The sequence below is a fragment of the Roseburia sp. 1XD42-34 genome (assembly GCF_009917385.1).
GTDB lineage: Bacteria > Bacillota > Bacilli > Bacillales > Amphibacillaceae > Virgibacillus.
In genome coordinates this window covers 49,855-66,071 of record NZ_QWLJ01000007.1, presented here as the reverse complement: position 1 = coordinate 66,071, position 16,217 = coordinate 49,855, and the positions used below count along the sequence as shown (strand labels likewise).

Here is a 16,217-nt window from a genome sequence, read left to right as displayed (position 1 = left end):
CAAGGATGATGGATATGAAACCAGTACAATCGACGTTGCAAAAATGGATGAGAGAAAATGAAAACTTTCAGGAGCACTATGCGAAAATTCGCCGGGAAGTATTAAGTGATCCTGAAATTAAAACTTTTCTAGCCAAGCACCCAGCATTAACCAAAAAAGAAATTAATAAAAGCTTAATAAAATTGTATGAGTTTATGACGCAGTCTAAGCAGTGTGCTAAGTGCACAAGTTTTGCAAATTGCCCGAATATGCTTCCAGGATATTCACCTGTTTTGCACGTTGAAGGAGGAGAAATCCATTTATCCTATGAAAAATGCTATCAGCGAATAAATTATGAAAAACAGCGAGAACAACAGAAGTTAGTTCAAAGCTTGTATATGCCTAAACAAATTCTAGAAGCAAAGATTGATTATATTGATTCCGATCCAAAACGCAGTCAGGCTGTCCGTGAAATTTTGAAATTCATTGGGAATTGTGAACAGGAAATTCCAACTAAAGGGTTATATTTGTATGGACCATTTGGTGTAGGGAAAACTTATTTTTTAGGTGCACTTGCTAATAAGTTAAAAGAAATGTATATTTCTTCCGCTTTAATTTATATGCCTGAATTTGTGAGAGAAATGAAAGCATCGATGAAGGATGATTCGCTAAATAAAAAACTAGATTATTTTAAAAAGACCGATGTGCTGATGCTCGATGATATTGGCGCAGAAATGCTATCCCCTTGGTTTCGAGATGAGATTTTAGGGTCTTTATTACAATATCGCATGATGGAAGGGCTGCCTGTGTTTTTTACGTCCAATTATAGTATGGAAGAACTGGAATCCCATTTGGCTTCAACAAGAAGTGGTGTGGAAGAAGTAAAAGCAGGACGGATTATTGAACGGATGAAGCAGGTAAGTCAACCAGTTGCTATTTTTGCGGAGAACCGCCGGACGTAACTCTAGATTAAGTTCCACGCTTTGTGGGAGAACAGCAACATATGGTCAAAGTCCCCTCCGCTAAAATGACTTTCAGCTAATGACGCTAATCCGTTTTCAGGGAATCTCTTATAGGAATCTGTTGCAGTACGATCTGCATGGATTCTGCTTACAGCCAATGATCAAGACGAGCATTTATTATGATCATTGGCATTTTACTGTATATTGGATCCTTTTTATCCCACCTTTAACTGGCAGTATCCCTCCACATCTATCTTCTACAAGGTAAAACCTAGTTGAATAGTAAAGGATAAGATAACTCCACGGATTAAAGAAGGATGTATTTTTCTTCTTGAAAATAACTCGTTTGCTTTATACATGAAATGAGTAGCAGTAAACTCCCCATCACTACTAGGATAAGTAACCGACTTTCATAGCATTGTGTGTAGTGAAATCTGTATTGTTGTATTTTAAAATTTATATTAGAAGGTATATAACAGTGCTAAATTTTTTGTAAAACGTGTCTATGATGATGATAAGCTCTGATAAGGTATATCTACTTTTACTGACCATTACTAGTTTTGATGGTTTACTCATTATTTTCACTCTTTGTCCATATAATGTAACAGTTTGGTTGGATGAGGGTGATATGTATTGATTGAATTATTTATCGAGTCAGACAAAGAGGTTATTCGTTTCTGTGAAAAGATGCGCCAGCATAATAAACAGATTAATCTGTATTGGAAAACACATAAAGATTGGGGGAATCATATACAATTTGATGCACATGTTCCTAATCAAGTACTTATTCCTACCATTGCAAAATCTTTAACCAATGTATTTATTACGCATCGATTAGGAAAATGGATTACTTCAGTAATGGAGGATTTTTACTTTTATACAGATATAGACGAAAAAGAAAAAATTATGGAATTAACAAATTGGGTCATGACTGGAAAAGACAACGATAGTTTATTTGTACGAAAAAATGAAGACCCCCAACAGATTCTCGAATCACTCTTCATTGCTAATATAAAAGATACACCGACCATTCACTATGATTCATTAGTAAAATTTCGTTTGAAAGTGTTTCATGATTATGTCGTTCACTATGTCGGTCTTGCAATTGATGAGTATAAAAGAGAAGAAGAACACCAGGAATTTATTAATATGCTTAGAGGATACGTTTTAAATCGCAAATCTACTGTATCTAATATTTATATTATACAAGGAGATACGTTTTCATTTTTTAATCAAAACGGTAAAGCTCTTTCACATCTGGAATTACGTATGCTGATGCAAAAAGCACCCCTATATTTGGTTGGTTTAGATGAAAATGAATTTAACTTAGCTCCGCTTATTGCGATGGCTCCAGAGCATATTTACATTTACGGGGACGATCCGTCTGAACCGAAAACGTTAACCGTTATTAATGTATTTCAGGAAAAAGTAACTTTTGAACCACTCCGTCAATTTCCATTTTCTCACTATATGCAGAAAGAACAGCATTAGGACTTGCTTTTTCAATGTTCAAGCGCTATAATACGAATTATATTATTATTTTATTAGCGAACGGCTTAGAAAAGGATATGAATCATTTACGATGTATGCTAGAGAAGGGAATCATAGGCTGGAAGTTCCCGCTTACTAGTAATGATTGACCACCTTGGAGCCCTGCTGTGAAGAAGCAAGCAGTAGCGTAGCATCTGCGTTAAAGATGTATGAAGCCGTATTGAATTACGGGAATTAGGGTGGAACCACGACGTGACCAACGCTCGTCCCTTTGCATATATGCAGAGGGATGGGCGTTTTTTAATTTGAACAAGGAGTGATTGCAATGGTTGAAGAACTAACGTTTATTTTTCCGGATGGAGCAGAAAAAAACTTCCCAGAAGGAACAAATGGAGAAGATATCGCGGCATCGATTTCGTCTGGTTTAAAAAAACAGGCGCTAGCCATTAAATTAGATGGTGTTGCGTATGATTTAAGACGTCCATTAGATCATGGCGGTTCAATCGAGATTATTACAAGCAAGGACGACGAAGGTATTGACATTATGCGTCATTCTACAGCGCATTTAATGGCTCAGGCGATTAGACGACTGTACAAGGATGTAAACTTTGGGGTAGGTCCAGTCATCGAAGAAGGCTTTTATTATGATATGGATATGGAGCATTCGATAACACCTGAAGATCTCCCGAAGATTGAAAAAGAAATGAAGCGAATTATTGATGAGGCTTTGGAAATTGAACGTTTGGAAGTATCTCGTGACGAGGCAAAACAAATGTTTAAAAGTGATTCTTTAAAGCTTGAACTGATTGATGCTATTCCTGAGAATGAGCAAGTAACAATTTATAAGCAAGGTGAATTTTTTGATTTGTGTCGCGGTGTTCATGTGCCTTCCACGAACAAAATTAAAGCCTTTAAGTTATTAAGTATTTCCGGTGCATATTGGCGCGGTGATAGTAACAACAAACAATTGCAGCGCATTTATGGAACTGCTTTTCCAAAACAAAGCCAAGTGGACGATTATTTGAAATTATTGGAAGAACGTAAAGAACGAGATCATCGAAAACTAGGTAAGGAATTGGACATTTTTACTGTTTCTCAAAAGGTCGGCCAAGGTTTACCATTATGGTTACCAAAAGGTGCTACGATCCGCAGAATCATAGAGCGATATATTGTGGATTTAGAAGAGCGTCTTGGCTATGACCATGTCTATACGCCAGTATTGGGTAGTGTAGATTTATATAAAACGAGCGGTCATTGGGATCATTATCAAGAAGATATGTTTCCGGCGATGACCATGGATAATGAAGAGCTTGTATTGCGGCCAATGAACTGTCCACACCATATGATGGTATATAAAAACCAATTGTACAGCTACCGTAATCTTCCAGTACGTATTGCTGAGCTTGGCACCATGCACCGCTATGAGATGTCTGGTGCATTAGCAGGGTTACAGCGTGTAAGAGCTATGACATTAAATGATGCGCATATCTTCGCTCGTCCGGATCAATTAAAAGATGAATTTATTCGTGTGGTTGAGCTAGTGCAAAAAGTATATGAAGATTTTGGCATCAACGATTATTACTTCCGACTATCGTATCGTGACCCAGAAGATAAAGAAAAGTACGTGGATAATGATGCAATGTGGGAAAAAGCGCAAGCGATGTTAAAGGAAACTATGGAAGACATGCAAGTGGATTATGTAGAAGCTGAAGGGGAAGCAGCGTTTTATGGTCCCAAGCTAGATGTACAAGTGAAAACTGCTTTAGGAAAAGATGAAACATTATCAACGGTACAACTTGATTTTCACCTTCCAGAGCGCTTTGATTTAACATATATTGGTGAAGATGGACAACATCATCGTCCGGTTGTTATTCACCGTGGAGTTGTTTCCACCATGGAACGCTTTGTGGCCTTTTTAATTGAAGAATATAAAGGGGCGTTTCCTACGTGGCTTGCTCCTGTTCAAGTTAAAGTCATTCCAGTTTCTCCTAAGGCACATTTGGATTATGCAGAGCAGGTTGCGGACAAATTGAGACTAGACGGAGTAAGAGTTGCTGTTGATGAACGCGATGAAAAGATTGGTTATAAAATCCGTGAGGCGCAAACGCAAAAAATCCCATTTGCTCTCGTCCTTGGTGATCATGAAGTAAACGATCACGCAGTGAACATTCGTCGTTATGGAGAAAAAGAAACAGAAACCGTTTCTCTGAAGGCATTTATAGCCATGATTAAACAAGAAATAGACAATAAAGTGTTGCATAGGAATTCGAAATAAAACGGACACTTAAAAAAAGAATAAAATAAATAAAACAGCTTTGTTCTTCAACAAAAAGCTGTTTTATTTTTATCCGAATTAAGGTGCTATAAGACCTCCTCTACTGCTACATTTATGGGCAAATGTAAGACAATTTCAGTGGAAGATAACGGTATCTAAAACTCCAAATCCGTTGGACGAGTAAAATGTCAAACGTAGAATTTCTCTTTTTTTAAAGGTGTTTGCGATTTTAACCGATAGTTTACTTTTCAATTTGTAGGAGATGGAAGAAAGTCCCTAAATGATTGAAGTTCCACGTGAATAGAAAACTATAGAATGTTTTGCGATAAACAAGATTTACAAAAAGTAGCGAAATAGAAAAGAGGAAGCGCTATGCGTGGATTTAGGAAACCGATAGCAAGTGGAAATACAGCAGAAATATACTTGTGGAAAAATATGGTTGTAAGGCTATTTCGTGAAAACGTTAGGAGAAAGGTTAATAGCAAAAAAACTTCCTTTAGATGAGTGGAGTAGCAAGATTGTCCGAACACGGAGCTTCGGAAGATAAAGAAAGACTTTTGAATATTATATATGAGGGTGAGAGGCGAATTGAAAAGCCTCGCCACATGATGGGTAGTTATCCTTGGGAAAGGTGCTCCTGCGTGAGTGCTGTGTAAAAAATCTAAGTGGAGTTTTTGGTAGCGTTAAAATTGCTAACAAGCAATGGATATACACGGAGCCTCCTGGAGCAAACGGCATAGGTCGTATATAATAGATGGGATTCCCACCAAGAAAGATCGACCCACTCACTTGTAGTGAGTTGAGTCTTGGAGGAAAGCTGAAAATTACACATAAAACCTCTTTTTTTGAGGAAGTTGACCGCCACGGAAAAGGAAATGAATATCCACCGCAAGTAAAAGCGACAATTCGTAAAAGCTTTTTCAAATGAGGAGCTATATAAAAGAAAATTAACAGGTGAGAGGAGCTCCCATGAATACGCGTCAGACTTTTTATTTATTCTTTTTTTGACATTATCCGATGTATATGCTATTCTTAGGTAGTTGATAATTAAATGATCTAAAGACAAGTAGAAGCACCCGCTTCTCACCTGTTCGACGCCATCAGGCAGTTGGCTGGTTCTAACCGATTCATATAGACGATTGGAGAAGTGTGGGTGCTTTACTGCCCACGCTTTTTTTGGACGTGGGGAAGGAAGTAATTTGCTTCTCTTGAAGAAAAATACTTTTCAAGATTCTGCGTCTAAAGACTTAAGCTTAGCTAAGTGCCTCATTGTGATGAAATGTAGCTTGTCAAAAAAGATCACAGCGAAAATATTTGGAGGTGGATGATAATTAGCAAGGAAATGAATGTTAATGAGAAGATTCGTGCTCGAGAAGTACGTCTAATTGATGCCAATGGGGATCAGTTGGGAGTGAAATCACGTCAGGAAGCTCTAGAAATTGCCCAAAAGCGTAACCTTGATTTAGTGCTTGTTGCTCCAAATGCTAAACCGCCTGTATGTCGGATTATGGATTACGGAAAGTACCGGTTTGAGCAGCAGAAAAAAGAGAAAGAAGCACGAAAAAAACAAAAAGTCATTAACGTGAAAGAGGTTCGGTTTACCCCGGGAATTGGCGATCATGACTTTGAAACGAAGCTGAAAAATGCCCGTAAATTCTTAGAAAAAGGCGATAAAGTAAAAGCAGCTGTTCGTTTTCGCGGACGCGCTATTACGCATAAAGAATTAGGACGAGAAGTGCTTGATCGGTTTGCTGAGGAAGTAAAAGACATTGCGACTGTAGAGACAAAGCCAAAAATGGAAGGTCGCAATATGTTTATGATGCTTGCTCCAGTAAGTGAAAAATAAATTGCAATTGTTGCGTATGAGAGACTGTTAGATATGTTACAAGGAGGAAAAACACAATGCCAAAAATGAAAACCCATAAAGGTTCTCAGAAACGCTTTCAGAAAACAGGTACTGGAAAATTAAAACGTGGGCATGCATATACAAGCCACATGTTTGCAAATAAATCTCAAAAACAGAAACGTAAACTTCGTAAAACAACTACAGTATCAGCTGGAGATTTTAGAAGAATTAAAACGATGCTTCCTTATAAATAAGCAAGCATTGGAATGAATGGAACGGTAAAATTTATTTTTGATTTGTATTAGGAGGGAATTATTATGCCACGTGTTAAAGGTGGAACAGTAACGCGTAAACGTCGTAAACGCGTCCTTAAATTAGCTAAAGGTTATTATGGTTCAAAGAGAACATTATTTAAAACAGCGAAACAACAAGTAATGAAATCAGGTCAGTACGCTTATCGTGACCGTAAACAGAAAAAGCGTGATTTCCGTAAACTTTGGATTTCCCGTATTAATGCAGCTGCTCGCTTAAACGATATGTCTTACAACAAGCTAATGCACGGTTTGAAAGTTGCTGGAATTGATATTAATCGTAAAATGCTGTCTGATTTAGCAATTAATGATGAAAAAGCTTTTTCTCAATTAGTAACAAAAGCAAAAGAAGCATTAAAATAAGTTAAATTTCAATCCGTCGGGTTTTTTCTTCCCCCTTGATTGAAATAGAAGGGACCAAATATTTTGCCACTGCAAAGTATTTGGGTCCCTTTTTTTAAGAAAGTATAAAAATTTTGGCTTTGGGGCACCGATAAAACGGAATAGCCACGTCCCGCTTAAGCGCCCAGCAACTAGGCAACTTCACGAATCGCCCTACGATAAGTCACATCGGTTCGTGGTTAAGAGGAAGGCCGACTAAAACGGGCTTGCCGCTCAGGCGTCGGCATACTTCTGTTGCAGGAGCATGATTCCTAAAACTTTAGTTGCTTCGTTCCAGTTGCTACGTTGCTAAACGGGCGCTCTGCGTCTTTGTTCCTTGGATGGAAGTCTTAATGTTTTGAAAGCATAAGGGATAACCTACTATAGTAGAGATATTTAGAGGCCGTTTCATGAATTAGAATACATACACGAAAGGTAGTTTGGACAGCAACCAAGTTAAAGCTCAGAGAGGAAAAAAGTAGGATGGATAATTGGAATGCAATTTTTTTATATTTGCTTGGCGTCAATAGCATTGCTTTTTTGTTCATGGGAGTCGATAAGCAAAAAGCAAAACAGCAACAATATCGAATTCCAGAACGGACATTATGGATGTTGGCGATTTTAGGTGGAGCGCTGGGAATTTGGTTTGGAATGAAAATTTTCCGCCATAAAACCAAACATAAGCGTTTCGTCATCGGGGTGCCGATGGTATTTATTAGTTACTGCATATGGATCGTGTATTTAAGATGGGCATTAGGAGTTTGATTTTTATACAGAAACACAGTTGGTTAGTGTTTGTTCAACTAAATGATATATATTAGAAGACCTTAAAATAGTGGGCGTATCCCTTTTTCTTGTCATAAAGGCTCGTCTCCTGTCATATACATGTACTACTGTCAGAGATTTGTCATCTGTAATAGTTCAACAAGGAGGAGGCAGAGCATGGAACTTTTGGGGAATTATCTATTGGCTTTCATTGAAAAAGGAGGCTTATTCGCTCCAATATTATTTATCAGTTTTCATTTACTACGGCCGCTGTTTTTCTTACCGGTAATTTTCATTTGTATTTCAGGTGGGATACTATTTGGGGCTGTTGCAGGAACGCTGTATTCGCTTATAGGAATCACGTTATCCAGCGTTATATTTTATTTTTTTGTGTATAAAATGCCAAAGTCTATGCAACGCTTTCAAAAAGTAAAGGAGAAAGTGATAGGTAAACAAACAGCTTTGACAACATCACAAATAGCACTGCTTCGTCTTATTCCGTTTATTCATTTTCACTTGCTGTCTTTATGTTTACTGGAAATATCGTCAAGCTGGAAAGATTATACGAAATCATCGTTTTTATCTAATATTCCTCTGGCGTTTATTTATACTTCCATCGGTCAGTGGATTTCTAACTTAACGCCGTTATATATTGGTTTATGCTTCCTAATTTTGCTGCCGTGCATCTATATGCTGCGCAGAAAAGAAATTTATATCAAATGGCAAGAATTTTTCCATATTCAAACAAGGGAGGGCACTTAATGAAAAAAAAGCACTAGATCTATCTATCGCTGGTTTGTGGTAGCACACATAGCGCGAACTGAAAAAACTTGCTTACGAATTATGAATCGTATGTCCACTTTTCATGTATCCCCCATTAAAGGTGCCATAAAGCTCCCACTTCAGGATTTGTAAGCGCAAAAAAGTCTAAGTGGGAGATAGCGCACGTAAAATCTCGATCGGCATAGGAAAGATGCTACAATAGAATGCATGACATGGAAAAAGTGTGCTTCTTTTTTAAAGACAAGAAAAAACTTCACATTCGATAGCCCCACGTCGAAAAGAGCCTTTTTAATTTTTATTAGTAGGAAGGCAAGGAAATTTATATCGAATGGCGTTTTTCGCTTTAATTATTCCATGGAACTTATCAGCAATTGATTAATCGGATGTTTCCATTCAATTTTAGCGTGGGGATAACGAATTAATATTTCCTCTTCAAGGAAATATAAGTCGTCCCTTCGCAAACCGCTAAGCTCAAGAGGATCCTTTGCTGTTACGTGGATATTAACAACTTCAAAAGAATCCTCTGTTGTTCCCACATATTTTTCACCCTCAAACAAACATCCTTTATACACAAATTGGAGATTTTTTTTACTATTACTAGGTTCGTCTAAAAAATAATAAGTTCCTTCTGCTTTAGCAATTTGCAATTTTCGTTGGGGATTACGATAATATTGAATCCAAGTATATATAAGCAATGCCAAAGCAAGCACAATCAGTATACGAAATAAAATGACTATCATACTATCGTCTCCCTGATTATTATTCCCTTATTATACGAAACGATATATCTAAAGGTTTCACTATTTTTTACTTTTCATGTTACAATCGTTAAAAAGAAGAGGCAAGGAAGATTTCTTATGAATTGGAAGGCAGTTAAATAATTCGATATGTTTAACAAATAAAGGAGTAGATAGCCAAGATGTATTCGTGGATAAATATTTAGCTTTAGTTGTAGAATTAAGCTAGGGAGCAATTGTTGCTATGTATGTAAAACATGAATCCTTATTTAACGATTAATCTTTAACCAAAATAAAAAGATTAGTGCTATAAATTTAAAAAATGGGTGATACGAATGGAGTACGATTTGAAAATTAAGTTAATAGATGAAGAAGCAAAATTACCGTTTCGTGCAAATGTTGGGGACGCTGGTCTTGATTTATTTTCTATTGAGGAGAAGATAATTAAGTCTGGAGAAGCTGAATTAGTTCGAACTGGAATACAAATTGAATTACCTAAAGGGACAGAGGCACAAGTTAGACCTAGAAGTGGTTTAGCTTTAAAACATTCGGTTACCGTTTTAAATAGCCCTGGAACTATTGATGAAGGATATAGAGGTGAAATAAAGGTGATTTTAATTAATCATGGGAAAGAGGATGTTACAATAGAAAAACATATGAGAATTGCTCAGATGATTATTGCTCCAGTAGTACAAGTTAAACCTGTACAAGCAGACAATTTGTCTAACACAGCTAGAGACAAAAATGGATTTGGCTCATCTGGCAAATAAATAAAGGCAGTCCAGACATATTTGTTGAAAGTGACATCTGTCTCAAAAATAAAAAACCTTTGTTACCTCAACCTTTTGCAGTGTAATAATAAATACATCATAGCCCATTGGGTAACTAGATATGTTCATTGGATAAAAAGCTTCAAGAAGCACCCCCACATTTGGTAGAGTATACTTGTCCTGAAAAAACTACCAAGCACAAGGGCTGTTTCTTATTGTGATGGCAAATAATATTGCTTCAGTAACTACCAGATGATGTAGAAAGTACTGAAACATCTTCGAATTGCGGGTATCATATTGAAATGCCGATTTATATGTCCTTTTATTTTTCAATTGGTGTTTGAAGCATGATATTTAAAAATAGGTAAAAAATAAATTGTGATTTACATTTATCTCGTATATTAAGTTGCTGTAAGACTTCCACTTTAGGAGTTGGTCAATCTGTACAGCAACCAGTCGAGATAACAGCGCCTAAATCCCCTATTTCGTAAGCGTCTGTTAAGCCATACCATTATGGCACTAACAATCAATGGGAGATGGATGAAACCCCCCCTGATTGAAGTTTCTCTTTTTAGCGCCGAGAAATATACCGCCATCATAGCCTTATACACAATAGACGTTATTTCGCGGCTTACATACAGGAAGAACAGCTGGTTTCCATAGGGGGTTATCTAGGAAAGGGGTTCTTTTTTCTTCAAAATGGGATAAATTGCAGTTAACCACATCCGTATTAGGGGAAAATAAATCTAACAACACTAGGTACTTCTGAATTAGATATTCAGCAAGCTTATTTGGAGAAGCTTTTAAGTAAAATAACCGTCAGTTCGCTAAAATAAAGAGACGAGGTGGTTTAATCAAAAGGTGTGTTCTCTTCGTCAGTGGAATTGAATTTTTTGTAGACATACTAGGGATGTATTAACGATTTTGAAACTTCGCTAATAAGAGGTATAATAGAAATTAATTTAATGAAGAGGTGACTACATATGGTAAAGTTGGACGAAACGTTAACGATGTTTAAAGACTTAACAGATGCAAAAGGTATACCAGGTAATGAAAAAGAAGCTCGTGATGTAATGAACAAGTACATTTCTCCGTATGCGGATGAAGTAATATACGATAACTTAGGGAGCTTAATTGCCAAAAAAACAGGCGACGAAAATGGCCCGAAAATCATGGTTGCGGGTCATCTAGATGAAATTGGCTTCATGGTTACAAGAATTGACGACAAAGGGTTTGTTTATTTTCAAACAGCAGGAGGATGGTGGAGCCAGGTTATGCTCGCCCAACGTGTAACGATTATGGGAAGTAATGGGGATGTAACCGGTGTTATTGGATCAAAACCGCCACATATCCTTTCTGCAGAAGCGCGGAAAAAGCCAGTTGAAATTAAAGATATGTTTATTGATATCGGTGCCTCTAGCAAAGAAGAAGCTGAGTCCTTCGGTGTGAAACCAGGAGATTCAGTAGTACCTTATTTTGAGTTTACACCATTAAAAAATGAAAAACTATTATTAGCAAAAGCTTGGGACAATCGTATCGGCTGCGCGATTGCTATTGAAGTGCTAAAGCAGCTAAAAGAGGAGAATCATCCTAACATTGTTTACGGGGTAGGAACTGTTCAAGAAGAAGTCGGACTTCGTGGAGCTAAGACAGCTGCTAATACGATAAAACCTGATATTGGGTTTGGCGTTGATGTAGGGATAGCTGGTGACACTCCAGGAGTTTCGGATCATGAAGCAGATAGCAAGATAGGGAAAGGGCCACAAATTGTGTTATATGATGCTTCTATGGTAGCGCATAAAGGCGTTCGCGACCTTGTTGTAAAAACTGCAGAAGAAAACAATATTCCATATCAATATACATCTATGGCTGGTGGCGGAACAGATTCTGGTTCCATCCATCTAACAGCAAACGGTGTACCCTCTTTATCGATTACGATTGCGACGCGATATATTCATACGCATGCTGGTATCTTGCATCGTGATGATTTTGATCATGCAGTAAAATTAATCGTGGAAACAATTAAAAAGCTGGATCGTAATACAGTTAATGAATTAATTCTTGCTTAACATGAAAAAGAAATGAAGACTTGTTTTATATGTCTCCATTTCTTTTTCATTTGAGTTCATTTCGCTTCATAATTAATGAAAAGAAGTGAATCTTCAATGAGTAGACGTTTATTGTTATCCTTCATTAGGCTAAATAACCATTCATTACTTTTTGAACATAGTTTTGCGTTTCTTTAAAAGGTGGAATTCCCTGATATTTATCTACATTTCCTGGTCCAGCATTATAGGCAGCCAACGCTAATTCGGTATTACCGTTATACCGTTGCATCATCTGCTTTAAATATTTCACCCCACCCTGAATATTTTGCCAAGCATCAAAAGGATTTGCTACACCCAAGCCTCTTGCAGTAGCTGGCATTAATTGCATTAACCCTTGCGCTCCAGCGCTGCTTTGCGCATGGGGGTTAAAATTGGATTCTGCCTGGATAACAGAGCGAATGAGGCGTTCATCTATTTGATACTGGTTTGCTGCATCTCGAATAAGTGCATCAATATCTCCTGTGTTGCTTGAAGGAACTTTCGAATCATTAGTAACCGGACCGGTAAATGGATATGTATTGTTTTTATGCTGTAATGCTTTAGAAGCTTGCATCACGTTCGCTTTATTTAACTGCTCTTGTAACAGTTGTTTAAAAGCGAGATCAATCATTGGAGAATGACTAGAAAATCCACTTGAATTAGACGTAAGGATAGACATTGCTTCATATTGCATCATTTTTTGCAGCTCTCTAATCTCCATATCACGTTCTCCTTCCTGTTTATCTCCTACTATTTTACTACATCCTTGTATTTTAGCCAATCAGATTTCAAAACTTATCATCTTTTTGCCAGCCTGCTGCAATAGATTTTTATAAAACGGATCTTTACCAATGCAAATAACCCGTGTGCACAATTCGTTAATTTCATCCATATCGTGAGAAGTGTAGAGGACCATTTTTTCTTTTTCCTGTGTTAATTTTTTCAAGTAAGCTGCAATTTCTTTTTTTGATTTTAAATCAATCCCTACCGTTGGCTCATCTAACAGGATAAGATTTGGATCGTGGATGAGGCTAATGGCTAAATTTAATTTTCGCTTCATCCCGCCTGACAATGTGTGCACTTTTTCATCCCACCGGTCTAAATTCATATCTAGACACAATTGTTTTAACTCTTTCTCAGACTTCTTTTTCCAAGCTAACTTTTCAAAGAAGACCATATTTTCTCGTACCGTAAAGTTTTCCCAAATTGCAATATCCTGTGGTACAAACCCGATATAGCGCCGTACATGCTTGCGATGCTGTTTATAGAACCAATCATACAATTGAATGCTTCCTGTAGTCGGTCGCTGTAAAGTAGCCAGCAATTGAAGCAAAGTTGATTTTCCTGCACCATTTTCTCCTACTAAGCCAATGATTTCTCCAGGGTGAACGGAAAAGGATAGGTTGCTGAAAATAGCTTGTTTATTGTACGTTTTGGAAATGCGATCCACATTAAGCATAAGTTTCGTCCTTTCTAACATACCATATGAAAATAAATACCCCAACAATATAAAGCCAAAAATTATGAAATGTACCATTAAGAAATGGGATAAGCGGATGTACGTTATTTAAAAGTGGAAGTCTATTCGTAAGACCATCAATAGGAATAATTGCTCCACCTGTTAAAGCAAGCATTAATGTAAGGATAAGCGATAAGCTATAGTATGTAACAATTTGTTTCATTTTTAAAGCAAATAAAAAAGCTAGCCCATTGATCACGAATCGAAAAGAGATAGTTGCTGCAATTCGTGAAGTATCAATTGGCGTTTCAAGGAAATAGTTGAAGATGATTAGCGTAACAGCGTCCATTAGCAATAAAATCAATGTATATAACGTGAGATTTAGTAAAGCGTAAGTTTTAAAGGAAAATCGAATAAAGGCAAAACGCGCTCGAACGGAAGAATGGTTTTCTTTTACAAGCCAGCCAAACAGAAAAAAGGTTGCTAAACATGAAAATAAGACCCATAATCCCCATGGGTTCCATAATTGTGATTGACTTTTACCAACATCCGCTTGTCCTTGGTATCGAAAGTGAGCGGATAATAAGTTCTGCTCTGATTCTATTTCTTTACTAGTAGCTATAATTTCCTCTGGCTTCCAATTTTGTTTGTTAGCTAGTTGTTCCTCCATTTGTAATACAGTGAAGGCTGTTTTTATCCGTCCTGTATCCTGTTGAACCATGGAGGCTACCATTTCTGAAACAGAGGTATACGCAAACGATAAATCGGACTGATAGCTAGTGATCAGCCGATTCCGGATCCCTCTGTTAATTTGTTCCTCATATCCTTCTTTAATGACGAATACACTATCTAACTCATGCTTTTCTAACTGATTAAGAGCTTTTTTTTCATCTAATTGGTAAACTCGAATTAAAGGAGACTCTTTTATTTTTTCTACCAGTTCAAAAGCGGTGTTGGTCTGATCTGCTACAACAATCCCCACAGGAACTTTAGTATCTTCCTCAAAATTTAGAAGTAAATACTGAAGGAAAATTACAACGATTATAGGAAAGAGCAACCAAAAAATAAGGTGAAACGGTGCTTGTTTCCAATGTAAGAAGCGGGTATGAATTAATGCTTTCATCAGTAAATTCGCTCCTTTCCAATTGTAATGCCTAATAGGATAAAGCTACCAGAACCTGTCATCAATAATAAAGGTAGGTAGTCCACATATAAACGTTCATTTAGCAACACTTCTTGTAGCCAATACAATGCTTCTGATGAAAAGGAAAAGGGCAATATTTCTTGTAGCCATAAAGGAAGATAGATTGTTGGCATAATAGCGCCACTTAATAAAAGAATAAATGATGTCAAGCCGATTTGTGTAAGCAATCGTAATCGATGCGAAGCAATTGTAGCTTCTATAATGGAGACACTCAGTAAAAAGCAAGTACTATACAAAACGGTAACAATTATTATCCGCAATGTATCAATTAGCTGCACATCCCATTGCAGTAACAGAGTAAGCGCAAATAATAATCCCAAGCTAATCATCGTAACCAGACTTAATGTTACGATTAGCTTTGCAAGTATTAGCTGAATCACTTTAACCTCATAGAGAGCCATTCTTTGGCGCATGCGTCGGCTTACATCTTGGTATAAGAAATTGTATATAAGGAGCAACCAGATCGTAAAAATGATAAACCAACCAGCCAGACTATAATACGTGGTAGGACTAGCAGTGGCTTGGTTGACAATTTGCTCCTCTTGCATTAGCTGTTTTCTTCCTATTGTATAAAAGACAAATTCTTTGAACTGCTCAAATACAAGGTCATTACGTGTCGCATTATCTAACGGGAGTTGCTTGGCATATTGATTGATGGTGAGTACATTTGCTTGTGAAGCTCTTATATGTCTCGTAACACTTTCAATTAATGATTTCACCATTTGACTTTGAATCGGTTGCTTTGGATTCCCAACAATTGGTAAAGTAACAGGTATCCCTTGATACAGATTTGCTGTGAAGTTTTTTGGGAATGCTATGTATGCACTTAACTCATCACTGCTAATTTTTTGTTTGGCCACTGTTTCTTCCATATTATGTAGGTGAATGTAACTACCTAGCTGAGATGCTTCATCCAACATGTTAACCAGCAATTTAGTTTCCTTTGATTCATCCAAGTCTACTAGTCCGACTTGGATAGGGCTCTCATCTTCTGGTGTAATAAATGTAATGATAATAACCGCAAGTAAACTTACCATGACAACAGGAAATAGTAAAACAAGAGGAAGTGTTAACCACTTCCTCTTAAGCTGTAATAAATTATATTTAAAAAACAAAAGCGTTGTTCTTATGAAATGCATGGTGGGCACTTCCATTTCATCCAAGTAT

15 protein-coding genes and 1 other annotated feature are annotated in these 16,217 nt (G+C 37.1%); of the genes, 10 read left to right on the top strand and 5 right to left on the bottom strand.

The genetic code is table 11. The features are described from left to right. Nucleotides 1–14 precede the first annotated feature (14 nt). From dnaI to D1839_RS05690, 8 genes are all read left to right on the top strand, one after another. Nucleotides 15–941, top strand: a complete 927-nt coding sequence (dnaI, locus tag D1839_RS05725; RefSeq protein WP_120379073.1) for a primosomal protein DnaI — start codon at nucleotides 15–17, stop codon at nucleotides 939–941. A gap of 633 nt (nucleotides 942–1,574) precedes the next feature. Further along, nucleotides 1,575–2,432, top strand: coding sequence for a putative sporulation protein YtxC (gene ytxC / locus D1839_RS05720; protein ID WP_120379072.1), 858 nt, complete (start codon nucleotides 1,575–1,577; stop codon nucleotides 2,430–2,432). Nucleotides 2,433–2,757: 325 nt separating this feature from the next. After that, the gene (gene thrS / locus D1839_RS05715; protein WP_120379071.1) at nucleotides 2,758–4,707 is read left to right on the top strand and encodes a threonine--tRNA ligase; all 1,950 of its coding nucleotides are present in this window, start codon (nucleotides 2,758–2,760) and stop codon (nucleotides 4,705–4,707) included. A 1,058-nt stretch (nucleotides 4,708–5,765) separates the two neighbouring features. Next, nucleotides 5,766–5,890, top strand: a sequence feature (ribosomal protein L20 leader region). Between the two features lie 141 nt (nucleotides 5,891–6,031). Beyond that, entirely contained in the window at nucleotides 6,032–6,553 is a 522-nt protein-coding gene (gene infC / locus D1839_RS05710) for a translation initiation factor IF-3 (protein ID WP_199689986.1), read from the top strand. A 56-nt stretch (nucleotides 6,554–6,609) separates the two neighbouring features. Further along, entirely contained in the window at nucleotides 6,610–6,807 is a 198-nt protein-coding gene (gene rpmI, locus D1839_RS05705) for a 50S ribosomal protein L35 (protein ID WP_050353336.1), read from the top strand. Nucleotides 6,808–6,870: 63 nt separating this feature from the next. Beyond that, nucleotides 6,871–7,227, top strand: coding sequence for a 50S ribosomal protein L20 (gene rplT, locus D1839_RS05700; protein WP_050353335.1), 357 nt, complete (start codon nucleotides 6,871–6,873; stop codon nucleotides 7,225–7,227). 501 nt (nucleotides 7,228–7,728) lie between these two features. Beyond that, nucleotides 7,729–8,010, top strand: a complete 282-nt coding sequence (locus tag D1839_RS05695; RefSeq protein ID WP_120379070.1) for a DUF1294 domain-containing protein — start codon at nucleotides 7,729–7,731, stop codon at nucleotides 8,008–8,010. 177 nt (nucleotides 8,011–8,187) lie between these two features. Continuing rightward, a complete protein-coding gene (locus D1839_RS05690; RefSeq protein WP_120379069.1) occupies nucleotides 8,188–8,772 on the top strand; it encodes a TVP38/TMEM64 family protein in 585 nt (194 codons plus the stop codon). Between the two features lie 368 nt (nucleotides 8,773–9,140). Here D1839_RS05690 and D1839_RS05685 read toward each other — a convergent pair whose 3' ends face one another. Next, nucleotides 9,141–9,533 (bottom strand): sigma-w pathway protein ysdB, encoded by a 393-nt coding sequence (locus tag D1839_RS05685; RefSeq protein WP_120379068.1) that lies wholly within the window; start codon nucleotides 9,531–9,533, stop codon nucleotides 9,141–9,143. Between the two features lie 344 nt (nucleotides 9,534–9,877). On the opposite strand from D1839_RS05685, the gene dut reads away from it, so the two are divergent. Both dut and D1839_RS05675 read left to right on the top strand, forming a co-directional pair. Then, the gene (gene dut / locus D1839_RS05680; RefSeq protein WP_330585428.1) at nucleotides 9,878–10,300 is read left to right on the top strand and encodes a dUTP diphosphatase; all 423 of its coding nucleotides are present in this window, start codon (nucleotides 9,878–9,880) and stop codon (nucleotides 10,298–10,300) included. Between the two features lie 983 nt (nucleotides 10,301–11,283). Then, nucleotides 11,284–12,369 carry a M42 family metallopeptidase gene (locus D1839_RS05675; RefSeq protein WP_120379066.1) on the top strand — a complete coding sequence of 362 codons (1,086 nt, stop codon included), beginning with the start codon at nucleotides 11,284–11,286 and terminating at the stop codon, nucleotides 12,367–12,369. 124 nt (nucleotides 12,370–12,493) lie between these two features. Here the strand turns inward: D1839_RS05675 and D1839_RS05670 are convergent, their stop codons facing one another. The 4 genes from D1839_RS05670 to D1839_RS05655 are packed head-to-tail and all read right to left on the bottom strand — an operon-like array spanning nucleotide 12,494 to nucleotide 16,189. After that, nucleotides 12,494–13,108, bottom strand: a complete 615-nt coding sequence (locus tag D1839_RS05670; RefSeq protein WP_120379065.1) for a lytic transglycosylase domain-containing protein — start codon at nucleotides 13,106–13,108, stop codon at nucleotides 12,494–12,496. Nucleotides 13,109–13,168: 60 nt separating this feature from the next. Further along, a complete protein-coding gene (locus tag D1839_RS05665; RefSeq protein ID WP_120379064.1) occupies nucleotides 13,169–13,846 on the bottom strand; it encodes an ABC transporter ATP-binding protein in 678 nt (225 codons plus the stop codon). Beyond that, nucleotides 13,839–14,969, bottom strand: a complete 1,131-nt coding sequence (locus tag D1839_RS05660; protein WP_120379063.1) for an ABC transporter permease — start codon at nucleotides 14,967–14,969, stop codon at nucleotides 13,839–13,841. The genes D1839_RS05665 and D1839_RS05660 overlap by 8 nt, the downstream gene beginning before the upstream one ends. Further along, nucleotides 14,969–16,189 carry an ABC transporter permease gene (locus D1839_RS05655; protein WP_120379062.1) on the bottom strand — a complete coding sequence of 407 codons (1,221 nt, stop codon included), beginning with the start codon at nucleotides 16,187–16,189 and terminating at the stop codon, nucleotides 14,969–14,971. The genes D1839_RS05660 and D1839_RS05655 overlap by 1 nt, the downstream gene beginning before the upstream one ends. Nucleotides 16,190–16,217: the final 28 nt, after the last annotated feature.

Excerpts from the sequence above, each read along its gene's own strand:
- dnaI (WP_120379073.1), top strand. The coding sequence starts at position 15 with ATGAAACCAGTACAATCGACGTTGCAAAAATGGATGAGAGAAAATGAA.
- thrS (WP_120379071.1), top strand. The coding sequence starts at position 2,758 with ATGGTTGAAGAACTAACGTTTATTTTTCCGGATGGAGCAGAAAAAAAC.
- infC (WP_199689986.1), top strand. The coding sequence starts at position 6,032 with ATGATAATTAGCAAGGAAATGAATGTTAATGAGAAGATTCGTGCTCGA.
- rpmI (WP_050353336.1), top strand. The coding sequence starts at position 6,610 with ATGCCAAAAATGAAAACCCATAAAGGTTCTCAGAAACGCTTTCAGAAA.
- rplT (WP_050353335.1), top strand. The coding sequence starts at position 6,871 with ATGCCACGTGTTAAAGGTGGAACAGTAACGCGTAAACGTCGTAAACGC.
- D1839_RS05695 (WP_120379070.1), top strand. The coding sequence starts at position 7,729 with ATGGATAATTGGAATGCAATTTTTTTATATTTGCTTGGCGTCAATAGC.
- D1839_RS05690 (WP_120379069.1), top strand. The coding sequence starts at position 8,188 with ATGGAACTTTTGGGGAATTATCTATTGGCTTTCATTGAAAAAGGAGGC.
- D1839_RS05685 (WP_120379068.1), bottom strand. The coding sequence starts at position 9,533 with ATGATAGTCATTTTATTTCGTATACTGATTGTGCTTGCTTTGGCATTG.
- D1839_RS05675 (WP_120379066.1), top strand. The coding sequence starts at position 11,284 with ATGGTAAAGTTGGACGAAACGTTAACGATGTTTAAAGACTTAACAGAT.
- D1839_RS05670 (WP_120379065.1), bottom strand. The coding sequence starts at position 13,108 with ATGGAGATTAGAGAGCTGCAAAAAATGATGCAATATGAAGCAATGTCT.
- D1839_RS05665 (WP_120379064.1), bottom strand. The coding sequence starts at position 13,846 with ATGCTTAATGTGGATCGCATTTCCAAAACGTACAATAAACAAGCTATT.
- D1839_RS05660 (WP_120379063.1), bottom strand. The coding sequence starts at position 14,969 with ATGAAAGCATTAATTCATACCCGCTTCTTACATTGGAAACAAGCACCG.
- D1839_RS05655 (WP_120379062.1), bottom strand. The coding sequence starts at position 16,189 with ATGCATTTCATAAGAACAACGCTTTTGTTTTTTAAATATAATTTATTA.